The 17,534-nt window shown below is 71.1% G+C and carries 20 protein-coding genes; 13 read left to right on the forward strand and 7 right to left on the reverse strand.

Features of this window, described 5'->3' with window-relative positions:
- From ACFXMF_RS26535 to ACFXMF_RS26555, 5 genes are all read left to right on the forward strand, one after another.
- A partial coding sequence (locus ACFXMF_RS26535; RefSeq protein ID WP_379992252.1) for an SDR family oxidoreductase occupies nt 1-267 on the forward strand: 267 nt, incomplete at its 5' end.
- A gap of 191 nt (nt 268-458) precedes the next feature.
- The gene (locus ACFXMF_RS26540) at nt 459-1,598 is read left to right on the forward strand and encodes a magnesium and cobalt transport protein CorA (RefSeq protein WP_360305954.1); all 1,140 of its coding nucleotides are present in this window, start codon (nt 459-461) and stop codon (nt 1,596-1,598) included.
- A 91-nt stretch (nt 1,599-1,689) separates the two neighbouring features.
- Nucleotides 1,690-2,430, forward strand: a complete 741-nt coding sequence (locus ACFXMF_RS26545) for an alpha/beta fold hydrolase (RefSeq protein ID WP_379992251.1) — start codon at nt 1,690-1,692, stop codon at nt 2,428-2,430.
- Between the two features lie 125 nt (nt 2,431-2,555).
- On the forward strand, nt 2,556-3,869 hold the full coding sequence (locus tag ACFXMF_RS26550; protein WP_379992250.1) for a sensor histidine kinase: 1,314 nt from the start codon (nt 2,556-2,558) through the stop codon (nt 3,867-3,869).
- The gene (locus ACFXMF_RS26555) at nt 3,833-4,483 is read left to right on the forward strand and encodes a response regulator transcription factor (RefSeq protein ID WP_360305960.1); all 651 of its coding nucleotides are present in this window, start codon (nt 3,833-3,835) and stop codon (nt 4,481-4,483) included. The genes ACFXMF_RS26550 and ACFXMF_RS26555 overlap by 37 nt, the downstream gene beginning before the upstream one ends.
- A gap of 99 nt (nt 4,484-4,582) precedes the next feature.
- On the opposite strand, the gene ACFXMF_RS26560 is transcribed toward ACFXMF_RS26555, so the two are convergent.
- Entirely contained in the window at nt 4,583-4,786 is a 204-nt protein-coding gene (locus ACFXMF_RS26560) for a hypothetical protein (protein ID WP_158695784.1), read from the reverse strand.
- 546 nt (nt 4,787-5,332) lie between these two features.
- Here ACFXMF_RS26560 and ACFXMF_RS26565 point away from each other — a divergent pair.
- Together ACFXMF_RS26565 and ACFXMF_RS26570 are read left to right on the forward strand one after the other, a co-directional pair.
- Nucleotides 5,333-6,760: a hemolysin family protein gene (locus ACFXMF_RS26565; RefSeq protein WP_360305962.1), complete on the forward strand. Its 1,428-nt coding sequence runs from the start codon at nt 5,333-5,335 to the stop codon at nt 6,758-6,760.
- Nucleotides 6,757-7,824 (forward strand): CNNM domain-containing protein, encoded by a 1,068-nt coding sequence (locus ACFXMF_RS26570; RefSeq protein WP_360305964.1) that lies wholly within the window; start codon nt 6,757-6,759, stop codon nt 7,822-7,824. Before ACFXMF_RS26565 ends, ACFXMF_RS26570 begins: the two co-directional genes overlap by 4 nt.
- A 132-nt stretch (nt 7,825-7,956) precedes the next feature.
- Here the strand turns inward: ACFXMF_RS26570 and ACFXMF_RS26575 are convergent, their stop codons facing one another.
- Nucleotides 7,957-9,108, reverse strand: coding sequence for an epoxide hydrolase family protein (locus ACFXMF_RS26575; RefSeq protein WP_360305966.1), 1,152 nt, complete (start codon nt 9,106-9,108; stop codon nt 7,957-7,959).
- Between the two features lie 33 nt (nt 9,109-9,141).
- On the reverse strand, nt 9,142-9,432 hold the full coding sequence (locus ACFXMF_RS26580; RefSeq protein WP_360305968.1) for a hypothetical protein: 291 nt from the start codon (nt 9,430-9,432) through the stop codon (nt 9,142-9,144).
- 238 nt (nt 9,433-9,670) lie between these two features.
- Here ACFXMF_RS26580 and ACFXMF_RS26585 point away from each other — a divergent pair, with 238 nt between their 5' ends.
- The 4 genes from ACFXMF_RS26585 to ACFXMF_RS26600 all read left to right on the forward strand — a co-directional run bounded on the left by ACFXMF_RS26585 (nt 9,671) and on the right by ACFXMF_RS26600 (nt 13,234).
- The gene (locus ACFXMF_RS26585; RefSeq protein ID WP_360305970.1) at nt 9,671-10,330 is read left to right on the forward strand and encodes a hypothetical protein; all 660 of its coding nucleotides are present in this window, start codon (nt 9,671-9,673) and stop codon (nt 10,328-10,330) included.
- 69 nt (nt 10,331-10,399) lie between these two features.
- A complete protein-coding gene (locus ACFXMF_RS26590; protein WP_360305972.1) occupies nt 10,400-10,921 on the forward strand; it encodes a pyridoxamine 5'-phosphate oxidase family protein in 522 nt (173 codons plus the stop codon).
- Nucleotides 10,922-10,975: 54 nt separating this feature from the next.
- Complete coding sequence (locus tag ACFXMF_RS26595; RefSeq protein ID WP_360305974.1) at nt 10,976-11,530, forward strand: TetR/AcrR family transcriptional regulator; 555 nt, start codon at nt 10,976-10,978, stop codon at nt 11,528-11,530.
- A 135-nt stretch (nt 11,531-11,665) separates the two neighbouring features.
- A complete protein-coding gene (locus tag ACFXMF_RS26600) occupies nt 11,666-13,234 on the forward strand; it encodes an MFS transporter (RefSeq protein WP_360305976.1) in 1,569 nt (522 codons plus the stop codon).
- An 87-nt stretch (nt 13,235-13,321) separates the two neighbouring features.
- On the opposite strand, the gene ACFXMF_RS26605 is transcribed toward ACFXMF_RS26600, so the two are convergent.
- Nucleotides 13,322-13,798 (reverse strand): GNAT family N-acetyltransferase, encoded by a 477-nt coding sequence (locus ACFXMF_RS26605; RefSeq protein ID WP_379991524.1) that lies wholly within the window; start codon nt 13,796-13,798, stop codon nt 13,322-13,324.
- Between the two features lie 139 nt (nt 13,799-13,937).
- On the opposite strand from ACFXMF_RS26605, the gene ACFXMF_RS26610 reads away from it, so the two are divergent.
- A complete protein-coding gene (locus tag ACFXMF_RS26610; protein ID WP_379991523.1) occupies nt 13,938-14,780 on the forward strand; it encodes a metallophosphoesterase in 843 nt (280 codons plus the stop codon).
- 76 nt (nt 14,781-14,856) lie between these two features.
- Here the strand turns inward: ACFXMF_RS26610 and ACFXMF_RS26615 are convergent, their stop codons facing one another.
- Both ACFXMF_RS26615 and ACFXMF_RS26620 read right to left on the reverse strand, forming a co-directional pair.
- On the reverse strand, nt 14,857-15,264 hold the full coding sequence (locus tag ACFXMF_RS26615) for a VOC family protein (protein ID WP_360305981.1): 408 nt from the start codon (nt 15,262-15,264) through the stop codon (nt 14,857-14,859).
- A gap of 153 nt (nt 15,265-15,417) precedes the next feature.
- Nucleotides 15,418-16,278: a helix-turn-helix domain-containing protein gene (locus tag ACFXMF_RS26620; RefSeq protein WP_360305983.1), complete on the reverse strand. Its 861-nt coding sequence runs from the start codon at nt 16,276-16,278 to the stop codon at nt 15,418-15,420.
- Between the two features lie 52 nt (nt 16,279-16,330).
- Between ACFXMF_RS26620 and ACFXMF_RS26625 the strand changes: the two genes are divergently transcribed.
- A complete protein-coding gene (locus tag ACFXMF_RS26625; protein WP_360305985.1) occupies nt 16,331-16,783 on the forward strand; it encodes an RpiB/LacA/LacB family sugar-phosphate isomerase in 453 nt (150 codons plus the stop codon).
- On the opposite strand, the gene ACFXMF_RS26630 is transcribed toward ACFXMF_RS26625, so the two are convergent.
- Complete coding sequence (locus ACFXMF_RS26630) at nt 16,749-17,507, reverse strand: HAD family hydrolase (protein ID WP_380020814.1); 759 nt, start codon at nt 17,505-17,507, stop codon at nt 16,749-16,751. The genes ACFXMF_RS26625 and ACFXMF_RS26630 overlap by 35 nt on opposite strands.
- Nucleotides 17,508-17,534: the final 27 nt, after the last annotated feature.

Genomic DNA, 17,534 nt, shown 5'->3' on the forward strand with positions numbered 1-17,534 from the left:
CTGTTCCCCCACGAGGACATGACCGCCGACATCAAGGGCAACCTCGCCCGCACCCACGACAAGGACCCCTGCCAACCCGCGATGCGAGTCGGCCGACCGCGCGAACTGGGCTGGGCCGCGACCTTCCTGGCCTCGCCCTACGCGCGCTTCATCTCCGGCCACACCCTGGTCGTGGACGGCGCCAACTGGCAGCGGCGCGGTCTGGTCAACCCGCCGGTGGTCACCGTGCGGCAGCAGATGGGCAAGGGTGCGTTCGAGCTGCCGTAGGCCCGATCCGGGCGGCCCGGCGAACACCGCGTGCTCCGGTGTCCCGTCCACCGAATCGCCAAATGGCATAAATCCGTGATATCTGCGCGGAAAAATGGACAATACGATGGTCGGGTCGGTCGCGATTTCCTGGCGCGACCGGCCCGACGTCACGTCCGTGCTCTTCGCCGCCCAGTGTCCCGGAGCCCCGCATGCCCGATCGGCGTCTGTCCTTCCGCGCCCGCAGGCACGGGGCGAGCGAACCCCCGGAGGCACCGGAACGCTCGATGGACCCGCGGGCGGCGGACGCCCCGGAGCCGCCACCCGTCGAACACAGCCTGATCGACGCGGCGATCTACGTGGACGGGGTACGGGCCGCCTCCCCGAGCACGCTCGCCGACACCTACCGCGAACTGCACGCCCGGCCCGGCGCAATGGCCTGGATCGGGCTCTACCGCCCCTCCGAGAGCCAACTCCTCTCCGCCGCGGACGAGTTCGACCTGCACGCGCTCGCCATCGAGGACGCGATCGTGGCCCACCAGCGGCCCAAGCTCGAACGCTACGGCGAAACGTTGTTCGTGGTGTTGCGCGCGGCCCGCTACCTCGACGACGTCGAGGAGGTCGACTTCGGCGAGCTGCACGTCTTCCTCGGCACCAACTTCGTGGTCACCGTCCGCCACTCCGAGTCCCCCGACCTGTCCGCCGTCCGCCGCTGGGTCGAGGACCGGCCCGAACTCCTGCGCCAGGGCCCGGAGGCGGTGCTGTACGCGATCCTGGACAGCGTCGTGGACGCCTACGCCCCGGTGGTCGGCGGCCTGCAGAACGACATCGACGAGATCGAGGCGGAAGCCTTCCTCGGCGCCCCGAACGTCTCCCGACGGATCTACGAACTCTCCCGCGAGGTGATCGAGTTCCAGCGCGCGACCCGACCGCTGCTGCTCATGCTCACCGATCTGTCCACCGGCTTCGACAAGTACCACGTGGACCAGGAGCTGCGGCGCTACCTGCGCGACGTCCGGGACCACGCGACGATCGCGGTGGAACGGGCGGCCGGCTTCCGCCAGCTCCTCGAAGGCATCATGCGGGTCAACGCGATCGTGGTGACCCAGGCGCAGAACGAGGAGATGCGGCAGCTCACCGCGGCCAGCAACGCCCAGAACGAGGAGGTCAAGAAGATCTCCGCGTACGCCGCGATCCTGTTCGCCCCGACCCTGATCGGCACCGTGTACGGGATGAACTTCGACGACATGCCCGAGCTGCACTGGAGCCTGGGCTACCCCTTCGCGGTCGGCCTGATGGTGCTGGTCTGCGTGGTCCTCTACCTCATCTTCAAGCGCCGGAACTGGCTCTGAGCCCGGCGCGGAAACCTGTCGCGTTCTGTCAGGTATCCGGTCCAGGATCGTTCTTGCAGGGAAGCACCCGAACCACCAGAGGAGCACCACCATGGCGCACATCGTTCTCGTTCCCGGCTACTGGCTCGGCGCGTGGGCGTGGGACCGGGTCGCCGAACCGCTGCGGGCCGCCGGGCACGACGTACTCGCGGTGACGCTGCCGGGCCTGGCGGACGAGGCGGCCGACGCCACCGGAATCGACCTCGCGACGCAGACCGACGCCCTGGTCGAGGAGATCACCTCGCGCGACCTCACCGACGTGGTCCTGGCCGCCCACTCCGGCGGCGCGTTCCCCGCCTACGAGGCACTGGACCGGATCCCGGACCGGATCGCCCGGATCGTCTACGTGGACGCCGGCCCGGTGGCCGAGGGCGTCTCGCTGCTGGACCTGAGCGAGCCCGCCGAGCGGGAGCGGATCGAGGCCGAGGTGGCCGAGCGCGGCGACGGCCGCTACACCTACCCGTGGGATCCGACCACCGACGCCGAGATGCTCGACGGACTCACCCCGGCCGACCTGGAGCTGCTGCGCACCCGCGCGGTGGCGCAGCCGTACGCGGTCGCGACCGGCGCCGAGCGGGTCGGCGACCCGGCCCGGCTCAAGGTGCCCGCGCACCTGATCAGCTGCCTGTTCCCGGCCGAGCAGGTCGAGGTCATGGTCGCGCAGGGGCACCCGTTCATGGCCGAGTTCGCGCTGGCCGAGGAGCGGCACGTACACGGCCTGCCGACCGGCCACTGGCCGATGTTCTCCCGGCCCGAGGAACTGGCTCGGTTGTTGGCGGACATCGCCGGTTGACCGGCCCGCGGGGGTGGGCCCAGCCCCACCCCCGCGCGGGGTGCCTCCCCAGTGACCTGCACGGTCGCCGCCCGACACACTGGTGCCACCAGCGGTACACGGCACATCCACGGGAGGACCCCCTTATGAGCACGCTCACGCCACACAGCGCCGATCCACCGGCGACGCGTTGGCGGTTCGGTCGGGCGTTGTCGTCCACCTTCCAGGGCTTCGTGCTGGTCTTCCTCTCCGTGCCGGCCCTCGCCCTGTTCATCTGCGGCATCGTGTTCATGGCCCTGGTGCCGCTGGGTGTCGGCATGGTGCTGTTCGTGCCGGCGATCCTGCTGCTGCGTGCCACCGCCAACCTGACCCGCACCGCGATGACCTCGTGGTCCGGCGTCCCGATCGCCGTCCCCTACCGACGGCGCCCCCCGGGCAAGGGGGTGACCGGATTGTGGCGGCGCACCCGGCAACTGATCACCGAGGGGGCCACCTGGCGGGACCTGCTGTGGGGGCTGCTCTACCTGCCGTCCAGCCTGCTGCTGGCCTGCTTCCCGATGTTGCTGATCGTGAACGGCCTGCACGGGGTGCTGATGCCGTTCCTGTGGGAGGTGGCCTACCGGCACGTCGATCCGCAGTGGTACACGTTCATCAAGGTGGACAGCTCGCAGCGGGCCGGCTTCGCGCTGCCCTGGGGCGCGATCCAGGTGGTCGTCGGCCTGGCCGTCGCGCCCTGGTTCGCCCGGGTCAACGCGCTGTGGAACCGCTCTCTGCTCGCCCCCACCAAGGAGGCCGAACTGGCGCTGCGGGTCCAGCACTTGACCGAGAGCCGGACCGACGCCGTGGACGCGTCGGCAGCCGAGCTGCGCCGGATCGAGCGTGACCTGCACGACGGCGCGCAGGCCCGCCTGGTGGCGATGGGCATGAACCTGGGCGCCGCGGAGGCGCTGCTCGGTACGGACCCGGACGCGGCCCGCATCCTGCTCGCCGAGACCCGCGCCGCGTCCGCCAAGGCCCTGCACGAACTGCGCGACCTGGTCCGGGGCATCCACCCGCCGGTGCTCTCCGACCGAGGTCTGGGCGACGCGGTGCGCGCGGTGGCGTTGGAGAGCCCGCTCGATGTCAACGTCAAGGTCGCGCTGCCCGCGCGCCCCGAGCTCCCGCTGGAGTCCGCCGCCTACTTCGCGGTCACCGAGGTGCTCACCAATGCGGCAAAGCACTCCGGTGGGCAGCACGTCGAGATCGATCTGACCTACCAGGACGGCAAGTTGCGGATCACCGTCACCGACGACGGCGTCGGCGGCGCCGATCTGATGAAGGGCACGGGACTGCGCGGCATCGAGCGGCGACTCGATACATTCGACGGAACGCTCGCCCTGGACTCCCCGGTGGGCGGCCCGACGACTGTGATCATGGAGCTGCCGTGCGACTTGTCCTCGCGGAAGACCTCGCCCTCCTGAGGGACGGGCTGGTCCGCCTGCTCCAGGCCCACGGCTTCGAGATCGTCGCCGCCGTGGACAACGGTCCGGAACTGCTCCGGGCTCTGGTGGAACACAAGCCGGACGTCGCGGTCGTCGACGTCCGACTGCCGCCGACCTTCACCGACGAGGGCCTCCAGGCCGCCCTGGAGGCCCGTCGGCAGGTCCCGGGGCTGCCGATCCTGGTGTTGTCGCAGTACGTGGAGCAGTTGTACGCCCGGGAGTTGCTCGCGGACGGCACCGGCGCGGTCGGCTATCTGCTCAAGGACCGGGTGTTCAACACGGACGAGTTCGTGGACGCGGTCCGCCGGGTCGCGTCGGGGGGCACCGCGATGGACCCCGAGGTGATCTCGAAGCTGCTCGCCCGCAACGTGCGGGACAAGCCGTTGGGCCGGCTGACGCCGCGCGAGCGCGAGGTGCTGGAGTTGATGGCCGAGGGTTGTTCGAACGCGGCCATCGCGGGCCGGCTGTTCGTCTCCGAGGGCGCGGTGAGCAAGCACACCACCAACATCTTCGCGAAGCTCTCGATCGACACGTCGGACGAGACGAACCGGCGCGTGCTCGCGGTCCTGGCCTATCTCAACGGCAACGGCTGAACCGCGACGGAACGGGACACGGGAGCGGCGGATCGGCATCGCTCTCGTCCCGGACGACCGCGCGGGCCTGCGCGCGGGTGGTGCGGGCACTGCGGGTGTTCACGAACCGGTGGTCAACCGCAACAACCGGTCCCGTTCCTCCTCCACGATGCGCTGGGCACGCAGGACGACGGCCTCGGGCACGCCGTCCGGCAGTTCTCCGAAGTCACGAAAGCGGCGGAGGTCGCGTGGACGAACACCGGTGATGTCGTAGGCCTTCAACGCGGCGAGCGACACGGCGTAGTCGTCGAGTGTGCGAGGCATGGTCTCCTTCTCGCGCGCTGGGAGGTCCGGTACGGGCACCTCGGGCGAGCCGGCGTCGGCCGGATCAGGGCTGCTGTCGTACACGCTGCCCCCGTCTGATGTTGTCAACGTCATTGCGGCGGTGCGGGTTCCCGGTACCAATCTTCCGGACGGGAAGGCGCGGGTCGCTCCCCCGTACGGATGAACTTCGCGACGCCTGTGGCAGAAGGCGCCGCACTTCTGTACTTCCCTCGCCGCAGCACGCGGGTCGCACGTGCTCGACGGGCCTCGATCACCACACGGTGTTCGAGGAAGCACAGATTGTCATGACGCGGAGCATAAAGCCAAGCATCTTTTGCTACCGGTTCGAATCCGACGCCCTTCGCACGCTTCCGCGACCGGCTCCGGGGAACAAGCGCGCACGATGATACGTTCGGCGTGGTAAGTGTTTGACCCCGAATTGCCCGTTGAGCAAGGAGCGTGCGTGTCCGCCCAAGAGACGGACCCCCCTAGTACCGGTCCCTCCCGAGACTGTGATCGAAGCCGCGACGTCCGGGAGGCGGTCTCATGACCGCGGCTCTTGGCATAGCGGCGATCGTCGTACTGACCCTCGGTACCGGTTTCTTCGTCGCCCAGGAGTTCGCCTACGTGGCGGCCGATCGGAGCCTGCTGCGTCGCCGTGCCGAATCCGGTGACAAGGCCGCAGCCCGGGCGATGACCGTGATGGGGCGACTTTCGTTCATGCTGTCCGGTGCCCAGTTGGGCATCACCGTGACGGCCCTGTTGGTCGGTTTCATCGCCGAACCCGCGCTCGCGGCGGTGATCTCCCCCCTCCTGGATCTGGTCGCCGTTCCCGACGGCGCGGTTCCGGTGATCTCGCTGATCCTCGGCTTCGCGGTGGCCACCGCGATCCAGATGGTGCTCGGCGAGCTGGTCCCCAAGAACTGGGGCATCGCCGAGCCCGAGCGGGTGGCGATCCTGCTCGGCCGGCCCACGCTGGTCTATCTCAAGGTCGCCGGTCCCCTGATCCGCCTGTTCGACACGCTGGCCAACCGCATCGTGCGGGCGATCGGCATCGAACCGGTCGAGGAACTGCACGGCGGCGCCACCACCGAGGAACTCGCGCACATCGTCGACGAGGCCGGCCGGGACGGTGACCTGGATCCGGCCCTGTCCGGGATCCTGCGCCGCGCGATCGCCTTCGGCGACCTGACCGTGGACCAGGTGATGGTGCCGCGTCCGGACGTGGTCCGGGTGCGGGCCGAGACCACCGCCGCCGAATTGATCGAGTTGGTCGCCGAGTGTGGCCATTCGCACTATCCCGTGGTCGGCGAGCGGGTGGACGACGTGCTGGGCGTGGTCGGGGTGGCCTGCCTCCTGGAGGTGGCCCCCGAGGACGCCGCGCACGTGAGCGCCGGGTCGATCGCGCGGCCCGCGCTGCTCGTCCCGGACACCGCCGGGCTGGCCTCGCTGCTCGAACAGTTGCGGACCGCGCACGAGGAGTTCGCGGTCGTGCTGGACGAGCACGGCGGCCTGGCCGGGATCGTCACCTATGAGGACGTGGCCGAGGAATTGGTCGGCGAGATCGCCGACGAGAGCGACGACGAGGACCCCGTCGACACCGAGCCCGAGGACGGCTGGTGGCGGCTGGACGCGGGGCTGCGGGTGGACGAGACGGAGCGGATCGTCGGCGCGGAGCTGCCCGACGGGCCGTACGACACGCTCGGTGGCCTGGTCATCGCGCACCTGGGCCGACTGCCCGAGGTGGGCGACCGGATCCGGGTGCCCGACCCCGACGAGGTACGCGCCGGGCGCGCGGCCGACGAGGACGACGAACCGATCCGCTACACCGAGATCGAGGTGCTCGAAGTCGAGCGGCATGTGCCGGCGCTGGTCCGGATCCGGGTGCTGACCTCGGCTCCCTCGTTCCCGCGCAACGCCTCCGAATGGAGCGCCGAGCGGCGCTCCGGGCGCAACACGGAGGTGACTGCGTGACCCCGACCCTGGCCTCCGGTGGCGGCCTGGGCTCGCTGGAGCTTGGGCTGTGGCCGGCGATCGCCATCACCATCGCGCTGCTCGTGGGCAACGCGTTCTTCGTGGCGGCGGAATTCGCGATGGTGGCCGCGCGCCGGCATCGCCTGGAGGCGCTGGTCGCCGAGCGCAAGCGCGGCGCGAAGTCGGCCCTGGCCGGCGTGCGCGAGTTGTCGCTGATGCTGGCCGGTGCGCAACTCGGCATCACCATGTGTTCGCTGGGCCTGGGCATCGTCTCCGAGCCGGCCATCGCCACCATGCTCGATCCGCTCTTCGACGCGGTCGGCATGCCGGCCGCGGCGGGGCACGCGGTGGCGTTCGCGATCGCGCTGGTGGTCGTGGTGATCCTGCACATGGTGCTGGGCGAGATGGCGCCCAAGTCGTGGGCGATCGCCGGCCCCGAGAAGGTCGCGCTCGTGCTCGCGCCGTCCTTCCGCGGCTACACCCGGGTGGTGCGGCCGCTGCTGCTGGCGATGAACGGGGTCAGCAACGCGATCCTGCGGCTGGCCGGGATCGACCCCAAGGACGAGTTGTCCCACCCCAAGGACGCGGAGGGGCTGCGCCGGTTGGTCGGCGAGTCCCGTCGGCTCGGCCTGATCGACGGTTCGTCGCACGACGTGCTCTCCGGCACGCTGCGCACGCACACCGAACCGCTGGCCCGACTGGTCGTGCCGGCCGCCGAGATCGACTCGGTGCCGGCCGCCGCGGGGCCGGACGAGATCGTCGCGATGTCCCGCCGCAACGGCCGCAACCGGTTGCTGGTGCGGAGCGCGGACGGCACGCTGTCCGGCGTCGTACACATCCGCAAGGTGCTCACCTCGCGCACGCAGAGCTCCGGCAACACGGCCGGCGAGCTGGCCACGTCGGTACTCACGCTGAGCGTGGACACCCCGATCCAGCGCGCCGTGGCCGCCCTCCAGGAACGCCGCGCGTCGCTGGCCCTGGTGCACGCCGCCGACGGCACGCTGCTGGGCCTGGTCGGTCTCGACGACCTCCTTGGCAGCGTCCTCGGAGCCGGCACGGCATGACCCGCCCGGGAAGGTCCCGTCCGACCCCGGTCGGACGGGACCTTCCCGGCGCCACACCCGGCCTGGGGGCGCCGCCGGTCGCCTGTCGAACCCGCGCCCCGGCCCGTCGCGACGGGTCGGGGCGCGCCGGGGCTACGCGCGGATCAGGCGGAAGAAGCGGCGGACCTCCTCGACGAAGGTCTCCGGCTGTTCGAAGGCGGCGAAGTGACCGCCGCGGTCGAGTTCGTTCCAGTAGCGAAGATCGGTGAAGCGGTTCCCGGCCCAGCGGCGCGAGGAGCGGATGATCTCGTGCGGGAAGATCGAGCAACCGGTGGGGACCCCGACCTCGGCCAGATCGGGGTTGCGGTAGCTCTCCCAGTACAGCCGGGCCGAGGACGCGGCGGTGTCGGTGAGCCAGTAGACCATCACGTTGTCCAGCAGGTGATCGCGGGACAGCGCGTTCTCCGGGTGGCCGTCGCAGTCGGTCCACTGCTGGAACTTCTCCACGATCCAGGCCAGTTGGCCCACCGGTGAGTCGGCCAGCCCGTAGCCGAGCGTCTGCGGCCGGGTGGACTGGATCTTGCTGTAGCCGGTGCCCCACTCGGAGTGGGTGCCCAGGTCGGCCAGCGCCTGTCGTTCGGCCGGTGTCGGATCCTTCATCGCCGCCGCGTCCGGCATCGCCACCGGCATGTTCAGGTGGATGCCGAGCACGTGCTCGGGGTCCTGCCTACCGATCGACGCGGTGACCATCGAGCCCCAGTCGCCGCCCTGCGCGCCGTAGCGCGCGTAGCCCAGGTCGGCCATCAGCACGGCCCAGGCCCGGGCGATCCGGTCGATTCCCCAGCCGGTCTCGGCCGGTCGATCGCCGAAGCCGTAGCCGGGCAACGAGGGCACCACCACGTGGAACGCGTCCGCCGCGTCGCCGCCGTGTGCGACGGGATCGGTCAACGGCCCGATCACGTCCAGGAATTCGATGATCGACCCGGGCCAGCCGTGGGTCAGGATCAGCGGCAGCGCGTCCGGATGCGGCGAGGGCGCGTGCAGGAAGTGCACGCCCAGGCCGTCGATGTGCGCCTTGAAGTGGGCGTACGCGTTCAGCCGCGCCTCGGTCTTGCGCCAGTCGTAGGTGGTCCGCCAGTACTCGGCCAACTCGCGCGTGTAGGCCAGCGGGATGCCCTGCGACCAGTCGTCCACCGGTTCGGCGTCGGGCCAGCGGGTGCGCGCCAGGCGCTCCCGCAGGTCGATCAGGTCGGCGTCGGGTATGTCGATCCGGAACGGCGTGATGTGCGACGGGAGCAGGGGCATCGACCGGGAACTCCATCCGTGGCGGGCATCGGGTCACGGAGACGATTGCGGGCCACGACCGTCGTCGACGATCGGCGCGACCGGGTCGGGGCTCTTGTCGTGCGTCTCCAGGTCGGTACTCAACCCGATCACCAGGGCCCCGCACCAGAGCGCCGCGACCACGGACAGCACGATCTTGGTCATCGGCGTCCAGCGGGTGACCAGCCACATCAGCACCGCGCCGATCGGTGGCAGGACCAGGAGCAGGAGCAGGATCCACCGCTGTCGGACGAACCAGGGGCTCGCGTTCTCGATGCGCCGCTGCCGGCGGCTGGTGCGTATCACTGGTTCCGGCCCCCTAGGGACACCCGCGGACCACCCGCGGGTGGGTCGCCCCATGTCTGCCCGGCAAAGCCCGGCTCAGTCCCGGCCGTGCGCGGCGCGGGCCGGGCCCCGGCTCGGATCGCCTCCCCGGCGCGGGTGCTCCGTATGGGTGAAGTCCGGGGCCGAAATGCCCGGTCGGCTTTCGCCCCGGCCGACGGACCGGCAGGTTGTTCATCTCCTCCGCCCCCGGAAGGTCCCGATGAACCCGCACCCGCGCAACGGGGTCGGCGTCGCCGCCGTGCTCCTGACCCTGAGTTCGCTCGCCGCCGGCACGCCCGTGTCCGCCCACGAGCCGGCGCCCGGCGCCGGGCCGATCGCGTTGCCCGAGCGTGGCACCCCGCAGGGTCCGCTGCCGCGGCCCAAGGCCGCCGACAACGCCGAGTTGCCGCCCTGGCCGGTGCCCGCGGACAGCGCGCGGCGCGGCGCCGACGCGGGTCTGAATCTGGACACGATGGAGGGCGCCGTACAGCACTTCCACGTGCACCTGGACATCTTCGTCGGCCTGAATCGGGTCGAGGTCGCGCCCGATATCGGCATCGATCGAAGGACCGGACTGCTGGCCGATCTGCACACGCACGACAACAGCGGCGTGTTGCACGTGGAGAGCCACGACGCGAACGCCCGCTTCGTACTGGGCCAGTTGTTCGCCATGTGGAACGTGCGCTTGGACGAGACCCACCTGGGCGCGCTCACCCCGGACGCCACGCACACCTACCGCACCTACCTGAACGGCGTGTTGATCAGCGGCGATCCGGCCGGGATCGAGCTGCGTCCGCACGATCAGATCTCGGTGATGTACCAGGACGACAAGGTCCGGATCAGGCCGCCGGCCTCGTACGACTTCCCGCCGGGCCTTTAGGGTCGCGCGCGTTCACGACAGTATGGGTGGTGAGGTACCGGACCGTCGGGACGAACAGGGGTTGCCGCCATGACCGATCTGGAAACCGCGGCCCCGGCCTTCATCGCCATGGCCCACTCGATCGTGTGGGCCTCGATCGCCACCGTGGACGGCGCGGGTCGGCCGCGGACCCGGATCCTGCACCCGTACTGGGTATGGGAGCACGGGCGGTTGACCGGTTGGGTGGCGACCGCCCCCACCGCGACCAAGCGCACCCACATCGCCCGCAATCCGTTCGTGTCGTGCAACTACTGGTCGCCCTCGCACGACACGTGCGCAGCCGAGTGTCGCGCGGATCTGCTCTTCGAGCCGGAGATCCGCGAGCGGGTGTGGAACCTGTTCCGGGACACTCCCGAGCCGCTGGGCTACGACCCCGCCGGAACCGGGGTGCCCGGCTGGGAGCACCCGTTGTCGCCCGGCTTCGCGGTGATGCGCCTGTCGCCGTGGCGGCTGCGGATCTTCCCCGGCGCGGCGCTGCGGGGGGGCGTCGTCGAGCCGGTGCTGACCTGGCAGGAGCCGCGACCGGAGCTGACACCACAGGGTGCCGGCTGAATCCCTCCCGTTAATCATGAGACATAGCTGTCTCATCTGGGCTAGAGTTGATCCATGCCCACCGACAACGAGCACGTACTGCGCGCCGCCGTCACCCTGTTGCTTCGGCGACCGGCGTCGTCCATGGACGAGATCGCCCGAGCCGCCGGGATCAGCCGGGCCACGCTGCACCGGATGTTCCCGGGCCGACCGGCGCTGATCGCCGCGCTCGGCACGGAAGCCTCGGCGCAGATCGGTCGGGCGATCGACGCCGCCGACCTGACCACCGGCGAGGACGTCCCCGCCGTGCTGCGCGGTCTGGTGGACCGGCTGATGCCGTGCGCCGAATACCTGGCGTTCCTGTACGGGGAGAGTTCGCTGGTCGGCGACCCGGGCCTGGAACAGGCCTGGAGCGTGATGGACGAGCAGGTCGCCGCCGCGGTCCGACGCGGCCAGGAGAACGGCTCGATGCGGGTGGACCTGACCGCGCAGTGGGTTTCCGAGGCGCTGTTCTCGTTCGTCGCCGCGGCCGGCTGGGCGGTCCACGAGGGCCGGCTCGCCGGCCGGGACGCGACCCGCTCGGTGGCCGAACTCCTGCTCGGCGGCGCCGCCCGCCGCCCGCCCGGCTGATCCGAGCGATCCGGCTCGGGTGCGCATCGGCCTCCGCCGCCCGCCCACGCCGCCCGCTCGGCACCGCACCCGCTCCACCGCAACTCTCCCGCCGATCCACTCGGCCGACCCGTCTCTTGGCTTGGAATCCTGATCATGGCCAGTCCCACCACCTCCTCGACCCCCGTTCATACCGGCACCGGCGGCTCCGCCAAGGGCGCGCCGGGCCGCTGGATCGCCCTGGGTGTTTTGACCCTGTCGGTACTGCTCGTGGCGATCGACGCCACCGTGCTCGGCCTGGCGATCCCCTTCCTCAGCGAGGACCTGGAACCGACCGGCACCCAGTTGTTGTGGATCGGCGACGTCTACTCGTTCGTCATCGCCGGTCTGCTGGTCACCGCCGGCACCCTGGGCGACCGGATCGGCCGCAAGAAGCTGCTGCTGTGGGGTTCGGCCGCGTTCGGCGCACTGTCCGTGCTGGCCGCCTACGCGCCCAGCGCCGAGGCACTGATCGCGGCCCGCGTCGCGATGGGTGTGGCCGGTGCGTCGTTGATGCCGTCCACGCTCGCGCTGGTGCGCAACATCTTCCCGGACGCCCGCGAGCGCAGTTTCGCGATCGGCGTGTGGGGGGCGATGTCGATGGCCGGTGCCGCGTTCGGCCCGGTGGTGGGCGGCTTCTTGCTCGAACACTTCTGGTGGGGCTCGGTCTTCCTGATCAATCTGCCGGTGATGGTGGTGCTGATCGTGGTCGGCATCAAGATGTTGCCGGAGTCGCGCAACCCGAATCCGGGTCCGTGGGACATGCTCAGCGCGGCGCTGTCGCTGGTGGGCATGATCGCCACCGTCTACGCGATCAAGGAGGCCGCCTCGCACGGCCTGCTGCGCTGGGACGTGTGGGTGGCGCTGGTGATCGGCGTGGGCGCGCTGGTCTGGTTCGGCCGTAGGCAGTTGTCGCTGCCGGTGCCGCTCCTGGACATGCGGCTGTTCCGCAACCGGGCCTTCAGCGGTTCGGTACTCGCCGACCTGCTCACCGTGTTCGGCATGTCCGGGCTGATCTTCTTCCTGTCCCAGTATCTGCAACTGGTCCAGGGCCGCAGCCCGTTGCAGGCCGGCCTGGCCGAACTGCCGGCCACGGTCGGGGCGATCGTCTCGGGTCTGCTCGCGGGCATGGCCGCACGCCGGCTCACCCCGCGCGTGGTGGTGACGAGCGGCCTGACCGCGATCGGCCTCGCCCTGGGTGCGCTGACCGCGCTGTCCCGGGACACGCCGTATCCGTACCTGGGCGGGGTGTTGCTCCTGGTCGGGGTCGGCGCGGGCTTCTCGTTCACCGTCACCGCCGACCTGATCCTGGGCAGTGCGCCGAAGGAGAACGCCGGCGCGGCCTCCGCGGTCTCGGAGACCGCGTACGAGTTGGGTGCGGCGCTGGGCATCGCGCTGCTTGGTTCGGTGGTCACCGGGATCTACCGGGGGCACGTGGCCATCCCCGAGGGCGTCTCCTCGGACGCGGCCTCCGGTGCGCGCGAGTCGCTCGCGGGTGCCGCGGAGGCGGCCGGGACGGTGCACGGTCCGGTGGCGGCGGACCTGACCCAGTCGGCGAACGACGCGTTCCTGGAGGGCCTGCGGATCGCGGCCGGCGCGGGCGCCGCGGTCCTGCTCACGGCGGCGATCGCGTCCTGGTTCATGTTGCGCGGCGCGCGCACGGCCGGGTCGGACGTCGAGCACTGACGGCCGAGGGGGCGGTGCCGGGATCGATCCCGGCACCGGCCCCGTCGACGCGTCGCGGCGCTGCGGGCCACGTCGTGGCGGTGCCGGTCAGAGCACCTTCGCGAAGCACAGACTGCTCTCGTAGTCCTTGTAGTACCCGAACCCGGCCATCGGCGTGTAGCCGCACGAGCGGTACAGCGCGATGGCCTCGGGCTGCTTGTCGCCGGTCTCCAGGACCAGTCGCAGTCGCCCGGCCGCCCGGGCGGAGTCCTCCAGGTGCGCGAGCATCACCCGGGACAGGCCGCGCCCGCGCGCGTGCGGCACCACGTACATGCGCTTGAGTTCGGCGTCGCCCGTCCGCAGGCTCGGATCGTCGTCCGCGGCGCCTCGGGCCCGCCAGCCGCCGCTGGCGACCGGGGTGCCGTCCTGGTAGGCCACGCAGAACAGGCCCTCCGGCGGCAGGAAGTCGGCCGGATCGACGGCCGACTCGTCGGGGTCGCCGTACCGCACCACGTATTCCTGCTGCACATCCGCGACCAACTTGCGCACGTCGGGGTGGTCGTACCCCAGAGTCTTGATCTCCACGGGAAGACGCTAGCCCGTGCGTTCGATCGGATCGGCGGCAGGTCGGCCGGAGAAGTGCTTGACCTTGTCGTCTATCGACGGTGGACTGTGCCTCCCCGGGTGACACGTGTCTCGTCACCCTGCCCGCAGGAGGATTGCCGTGCGTATCCCGCGCCACACGCTGGTCCAGTTCAGCGACGTGCACCTGGTCCCGGAGGGCGAGCTGCTGCTCGACCGGCTGGATACCACCGAACAGTTGCGGCAGGCGCTCGCGGCGGTCGAGGAGACCGAGCCGGCACCCACCGCCCTCCTGTTCACCGGCGACCTCGCGGACACGGGCGACGTGCGCGCCTATCGACGACTGCGGGCGCTGTTGGCCGAGGCCGGACCGCGGATCGGCGCGCCGGCGCTTTACGCGATGGGCAACCACGACGATCGCGCGGCGTTTCGCGAGGGGCTGCTCGGCACACCCGCGTCCACCGAACCGCACGACTTCGTGCACACGGCCGGCGAGGTACGGGTGATCATGCTGGACAGCACCACGCCCGGCAGTCACTCCGGCGATCTGACGGAAGATCAGTTGCAGTGGCTGCGCGCCGAGTTGGCCACACCGGCGGCCGGCGGCACGGTACTGGGCCTGCATCACCCGCCGATTCCCACGCCGCTCGCGTTCCTGGAACGACTCTCGCTGCGCGACCCGGCCCGGCTGGGCGCGGTGATCGCCGGGACCGACGTGCGGATCGTGCTGACCGGCCACAACCACCACGCGACCTGCGGTGTGCTGGCCGGGGTGCCGGTGTGGGCGGCGCCGGCCGTCGCCTACCGCGCCGACGTGTTCCCGCCGGCCGGCACCTACCAGGGGGTCGCGGGCGTCGGCTACACCCGGGTGGACCTGTACGAGGACTGCGCGACGGCGACCTTCGTGCCGGTCGGCCCGATCGAGCCGGTGTACGCCTACGAACGAGCGAAGGTGGACCGCTACCTCGCCGCGCACGAGGGCTGAGCACGGTTCGGCCGGTGCGGTCCGAGCGGCGCCCCGTGTCGCCGCCGAAACCCACCGGCCCAACCGTGCCGACGGGTCAGACCTGCGGGCGGTACGTGCCGAAGCTCCACAGGTTGCCCTCCGGGTCGCGCACGGTGTAGCCGCGACCGCCGTAGTCCTCGTCCTTCGGCTCGCGCACCACGGTCGCGCCCGCCGCCACCGCCCGGGCACAGTGCGCGTCCACATCGCCGTCCACGATCGCGTAGACGGCCGAGCCGCCGACCGGCCAGCGCAGTTGCTCGCCGCAGCCCTCGGGCAGGTTGGTGCCGAGCATGATCATGCCGTTGCCCATCGTCAGCTCCGCGTGCATCACCGTGTCGCCGTCACCGGGAACCACCATGACCGTGCTCATCCCGAACGCGTTCTCCAGGAAGGTGATCGCCGCCGTCGCGTCGTTGTAGCGCAGTGTCGGGATCAGGTCGGAAACCAGGGTCTTGTCGCTCATGGTGCGCTCCTTGAGGCCGGATGTCGCCGAATGCCACCGGACGCCCTCGGCTGCGGTGTGTCGCTTCCGCTGCCTGCCGGGTGGTCGATGCCAGTCTTCGGCGAGTGACCTCGCGCGGTATTGGATAAACGGGAACGACGGCACCGGCGCCGGTCAGGCCAGGAGGCCGCCCCCGGCGGGCATCCGGGCGGCCAGGTAGGCACCTGGAGTGCAGCCGGCGAGCGCCTTGAAGTCGCGGTTGAAGTGCGCCTGGTCGTAGTAGCCCGCCTCGGTGGCGATCTGCGCCAGGCCGCGCGGCGGACCGTCGAGTTGTGCGATCGCATGCTCGAACCGCAACAGCCGGGCCACCGTCTTGGGGGGCAGGCCGACCGTCTCGCGAAAACGCGCGCCGAGGTGGCGCCGGCTCCAACCGGTCTCCCGGGCCAGCGCGGTGATCTCGATCCGGCCCGCACTGGCCGTCATCAGCTCCCAACAGCGGACCACCTCGGGCAGCGCCACCGGACCCCGCTCGCGCCGACGCAACAGGATCTCGTCCAACTGCGCGAACCGCGCGGACCAGTCGGGAGCGGACCGCAACCGGTCGACCAGCGCGCCCACGTCCCACCCGGGCAGGTCGTCGAGGTGCACGGCCCGGTCGGCGATCTCCGCGAGCGGCAGACCCAGCAACGTGTAGGCGCCGAGCGGGGTAAGGTCGAGTTGGATGCCGGCCTGGTGACCGTCGTGCTCCACCATCGCGGGCCCGTCGTGCAGGCCGGCCACGAACGAGCCGGTGCTGCCCGGTCCGTAGCGCGCGTCGCGGGGCGACCACACCCGCACCGGGGCGAAGCCGATGATCACGGTGATCGAGCCGGTCGCCGGCTCACGGCGGCGCAGCGGTGCGAGGGTGTGCTCGTCGTAGCCGAGGTAACCCCCGATCAGCGGCGCGAGCGCGGGATGCGCGGGCCCGAACACCGTCTCCATCGACCCGAACGCGGAGGTGTGTCGGGTCACGTGCAGAGTGTCCGTGGGGACCATGCTTTCCAGTCTCACACCCCACACCGACAATGCACCGACCAAGGAGTGTCCGATGCGCATCGCGATCTCGGCCGACCGGATCAAGGGCTGTGGCGTCTACCTCGCCGACGAACTGCGCAAGCGCGGGCACGAGGTGCTGCCCTTCGGCGCCTTCGACCCCGCACACCGGCCGGAGTTCGCCGACGACTGGGCGCCGGTGAGCGCGGCCGCCGCGCGGGAGGTGACGGCGGGTCGGGCCGATCAGGCGATCGTGTGCTGCTGGACCGGTACGGGCGCCTCGATCTCGGCGAACAAGGTGGACGGGATCCGGGCGGCGCTGTGCACGGACGCGGCCACGGCGGCCGGCGCGCGGCGCTGGAACCACGCCAACGTGCTCGCGCTGAGCCTGCGGCTGACCTCGGGGCCGATGCTGGTCGAGATCCTGGACGCGTGGTTCGACACGGCCGAGAGCCAGGACATCGCCGACGTGCTCAACGTCGAGCGGGTGGCCGAGATCCGGGGCTGATTCCCCCCGGGGCCGCTGCGTCCGGGACGGCCCGATCGAGGTAGTCGGGGAGGTCGGCGAAGTGGCCGATCACCCCGATCTCTTCGGCCAGGCCGGCGGGGCGTCCGGTCGGCGCGACCAACACCGCCTGCATGCCGTACAGGTGCGGGGCGGTGGCGTCCTTGCTCGGGGTGTTCCCGACGAACATGATCTGCTCGCGCGCGACGCCGCCGCACGCGCGCTCGACCTCGGCGTAGAAGTCCGGGTGCGGTTTGCGCAGGCCGATCGTGCAGGACAGGACGACGGCGTCGAAGCATGCCTCGATGCCCGCCCGGGCCAACGTGCGCCGGCGCACCGCCTCGGGGCGCTGGGTGTCGCACGCGAGCACGCACACCAGGTCGCGGCGGGCACGGATGTGCCGCAACGCCTCGGCCGCCCGGCCGATGACCCGCGAGTCGGGGACACGTTCGAAGACCGGCCCGGCGACCGCCTCGGGGTCCGGCACGCGCGCCCCGCACCGGGCGGCGGCGTGCCGGATCTCGTCCGCGAACGAGGTGTGTTCGTCCCGGACCCGGTCGCCCGCGCGGGTGATGCGATGCACGTGGTCGAAGGCGGCGGCGAACGTGTCGGGGATGTCGGTACCGGGCATCCCGCGCAACACTTCGACCACCGTGCGGCCGTCCGGATCGGGCCCGGGAACGGCCAGGGTGTCGCCGAAGTCGAGGGCCAGGGCACGAAGGATCATGATCATCCGGGTCCCCACAAGCCGCCG

This window comes from Embleya sp. NPDC059213, assembly GCF_042754445.1.
Taxonomy (GTDB): domain Bacteria; phylum Actinomycetota; class Actinomycetes; order Streptomycetales; family Streptomycetaceae; genus Embleya.

Coding starts and splice junctions, on each gene's coding strand:
- ACFXMF_RS26540 (WP_360305954.1), top strand. CDS start 459: ATGCCCGATCGGCGTCTGTCCTTCCGCGCCCGCAGGCACGGGGCGAGC.
- ACFXMF_RS26545 (WP_379992251.1), top strand. CDS start 1,690: ATGGCGCACATCGTTCTCGTTCCCGGCTACTGGCTCGGCGCGTGGGCG.
- ACFXMF_RS26550 (WP_379992250.1), top strand. CDS start 2,556: ATGAGCACGCTCACGCCACACAGCGCCGATCCACCGGCGACGCGTTGG.
- ACFXMF_RS26560 (WP_158695784.1), bottom strand. CDS start 4,786: ATGCCTCGCACACTCGACGACTACGCCGTGTCGCTCGCCGCGTTGAAG.
- ACFXMF_RS26565 (WP_360305962.1), top strand. CDS start 5,333: ATGACCGCGGCTCTTGGCATAGCGGCGATCGTCGTACTGACCCTCGGT.
- ACFXMF_RS26575 (WP_360305966.1), bottom strand. CDS start 9,108: ATGCCCCTGCTCCCGTCGCACATCACGCCGTTCCGGATCGACATACCC.
- ACFXMF_RS26585 (WP_360305970.1), top strand. CDS start 9,671: ATGAACCCGCACCCGCGCAACGGGGTCGGCGTCGCCGCCGTGCTCCTG.
- ACFXMF_RS26590 (WP_360305972.1), top strand. CDS start 10,400: ATGACCGATCTGGAAACCGCGGCCCCGGCCTTCATCGCCATGGCCCAC.
- ACFXMF_RS26595 (WP_360305974.1), top strand. CDS start 10,976: ATGCCCACCGACAACGAGCACGTACTGCGCGCCGCCGTCACCCTGTTG.
- ACFXMF_RS26600 (WP_360305976.1), top strand. CDS start 11,666: ATGGCCAGTCCCACCACCTCCTCGACCCCCGTTCATACCGGCACCGGC.
- ACFXMF_RS26615 (WP_360305981.1), bottom strand. CDS start 15,264: ATGAGCGACAAGACCCTGGTTTCCGACCTGATCCCGACACTGCGCTAC.
- ACFXMF_RS26620 (WP_360305983.1), bottom strand. CDS start 16,278: ATGGTCCCCACGGACACTCTGCACGTGACCCGACACACCTCCGCGTTC.
- ACFXMF_RS26625 (WP_360305985.1), top strand. CDS start 16,331: ATGCGCATCGCGATCTCGGCCGACCGGATCAAGGGCTGTGGCGTCTAC.
- ACFXMF_RS26630 (WP_380020814.1), bottom strand. CDS start 17,507: ATGATCCTTCGTGCCCTGGCCCTCGACTTCGGCGACACCCTGGCCGTT.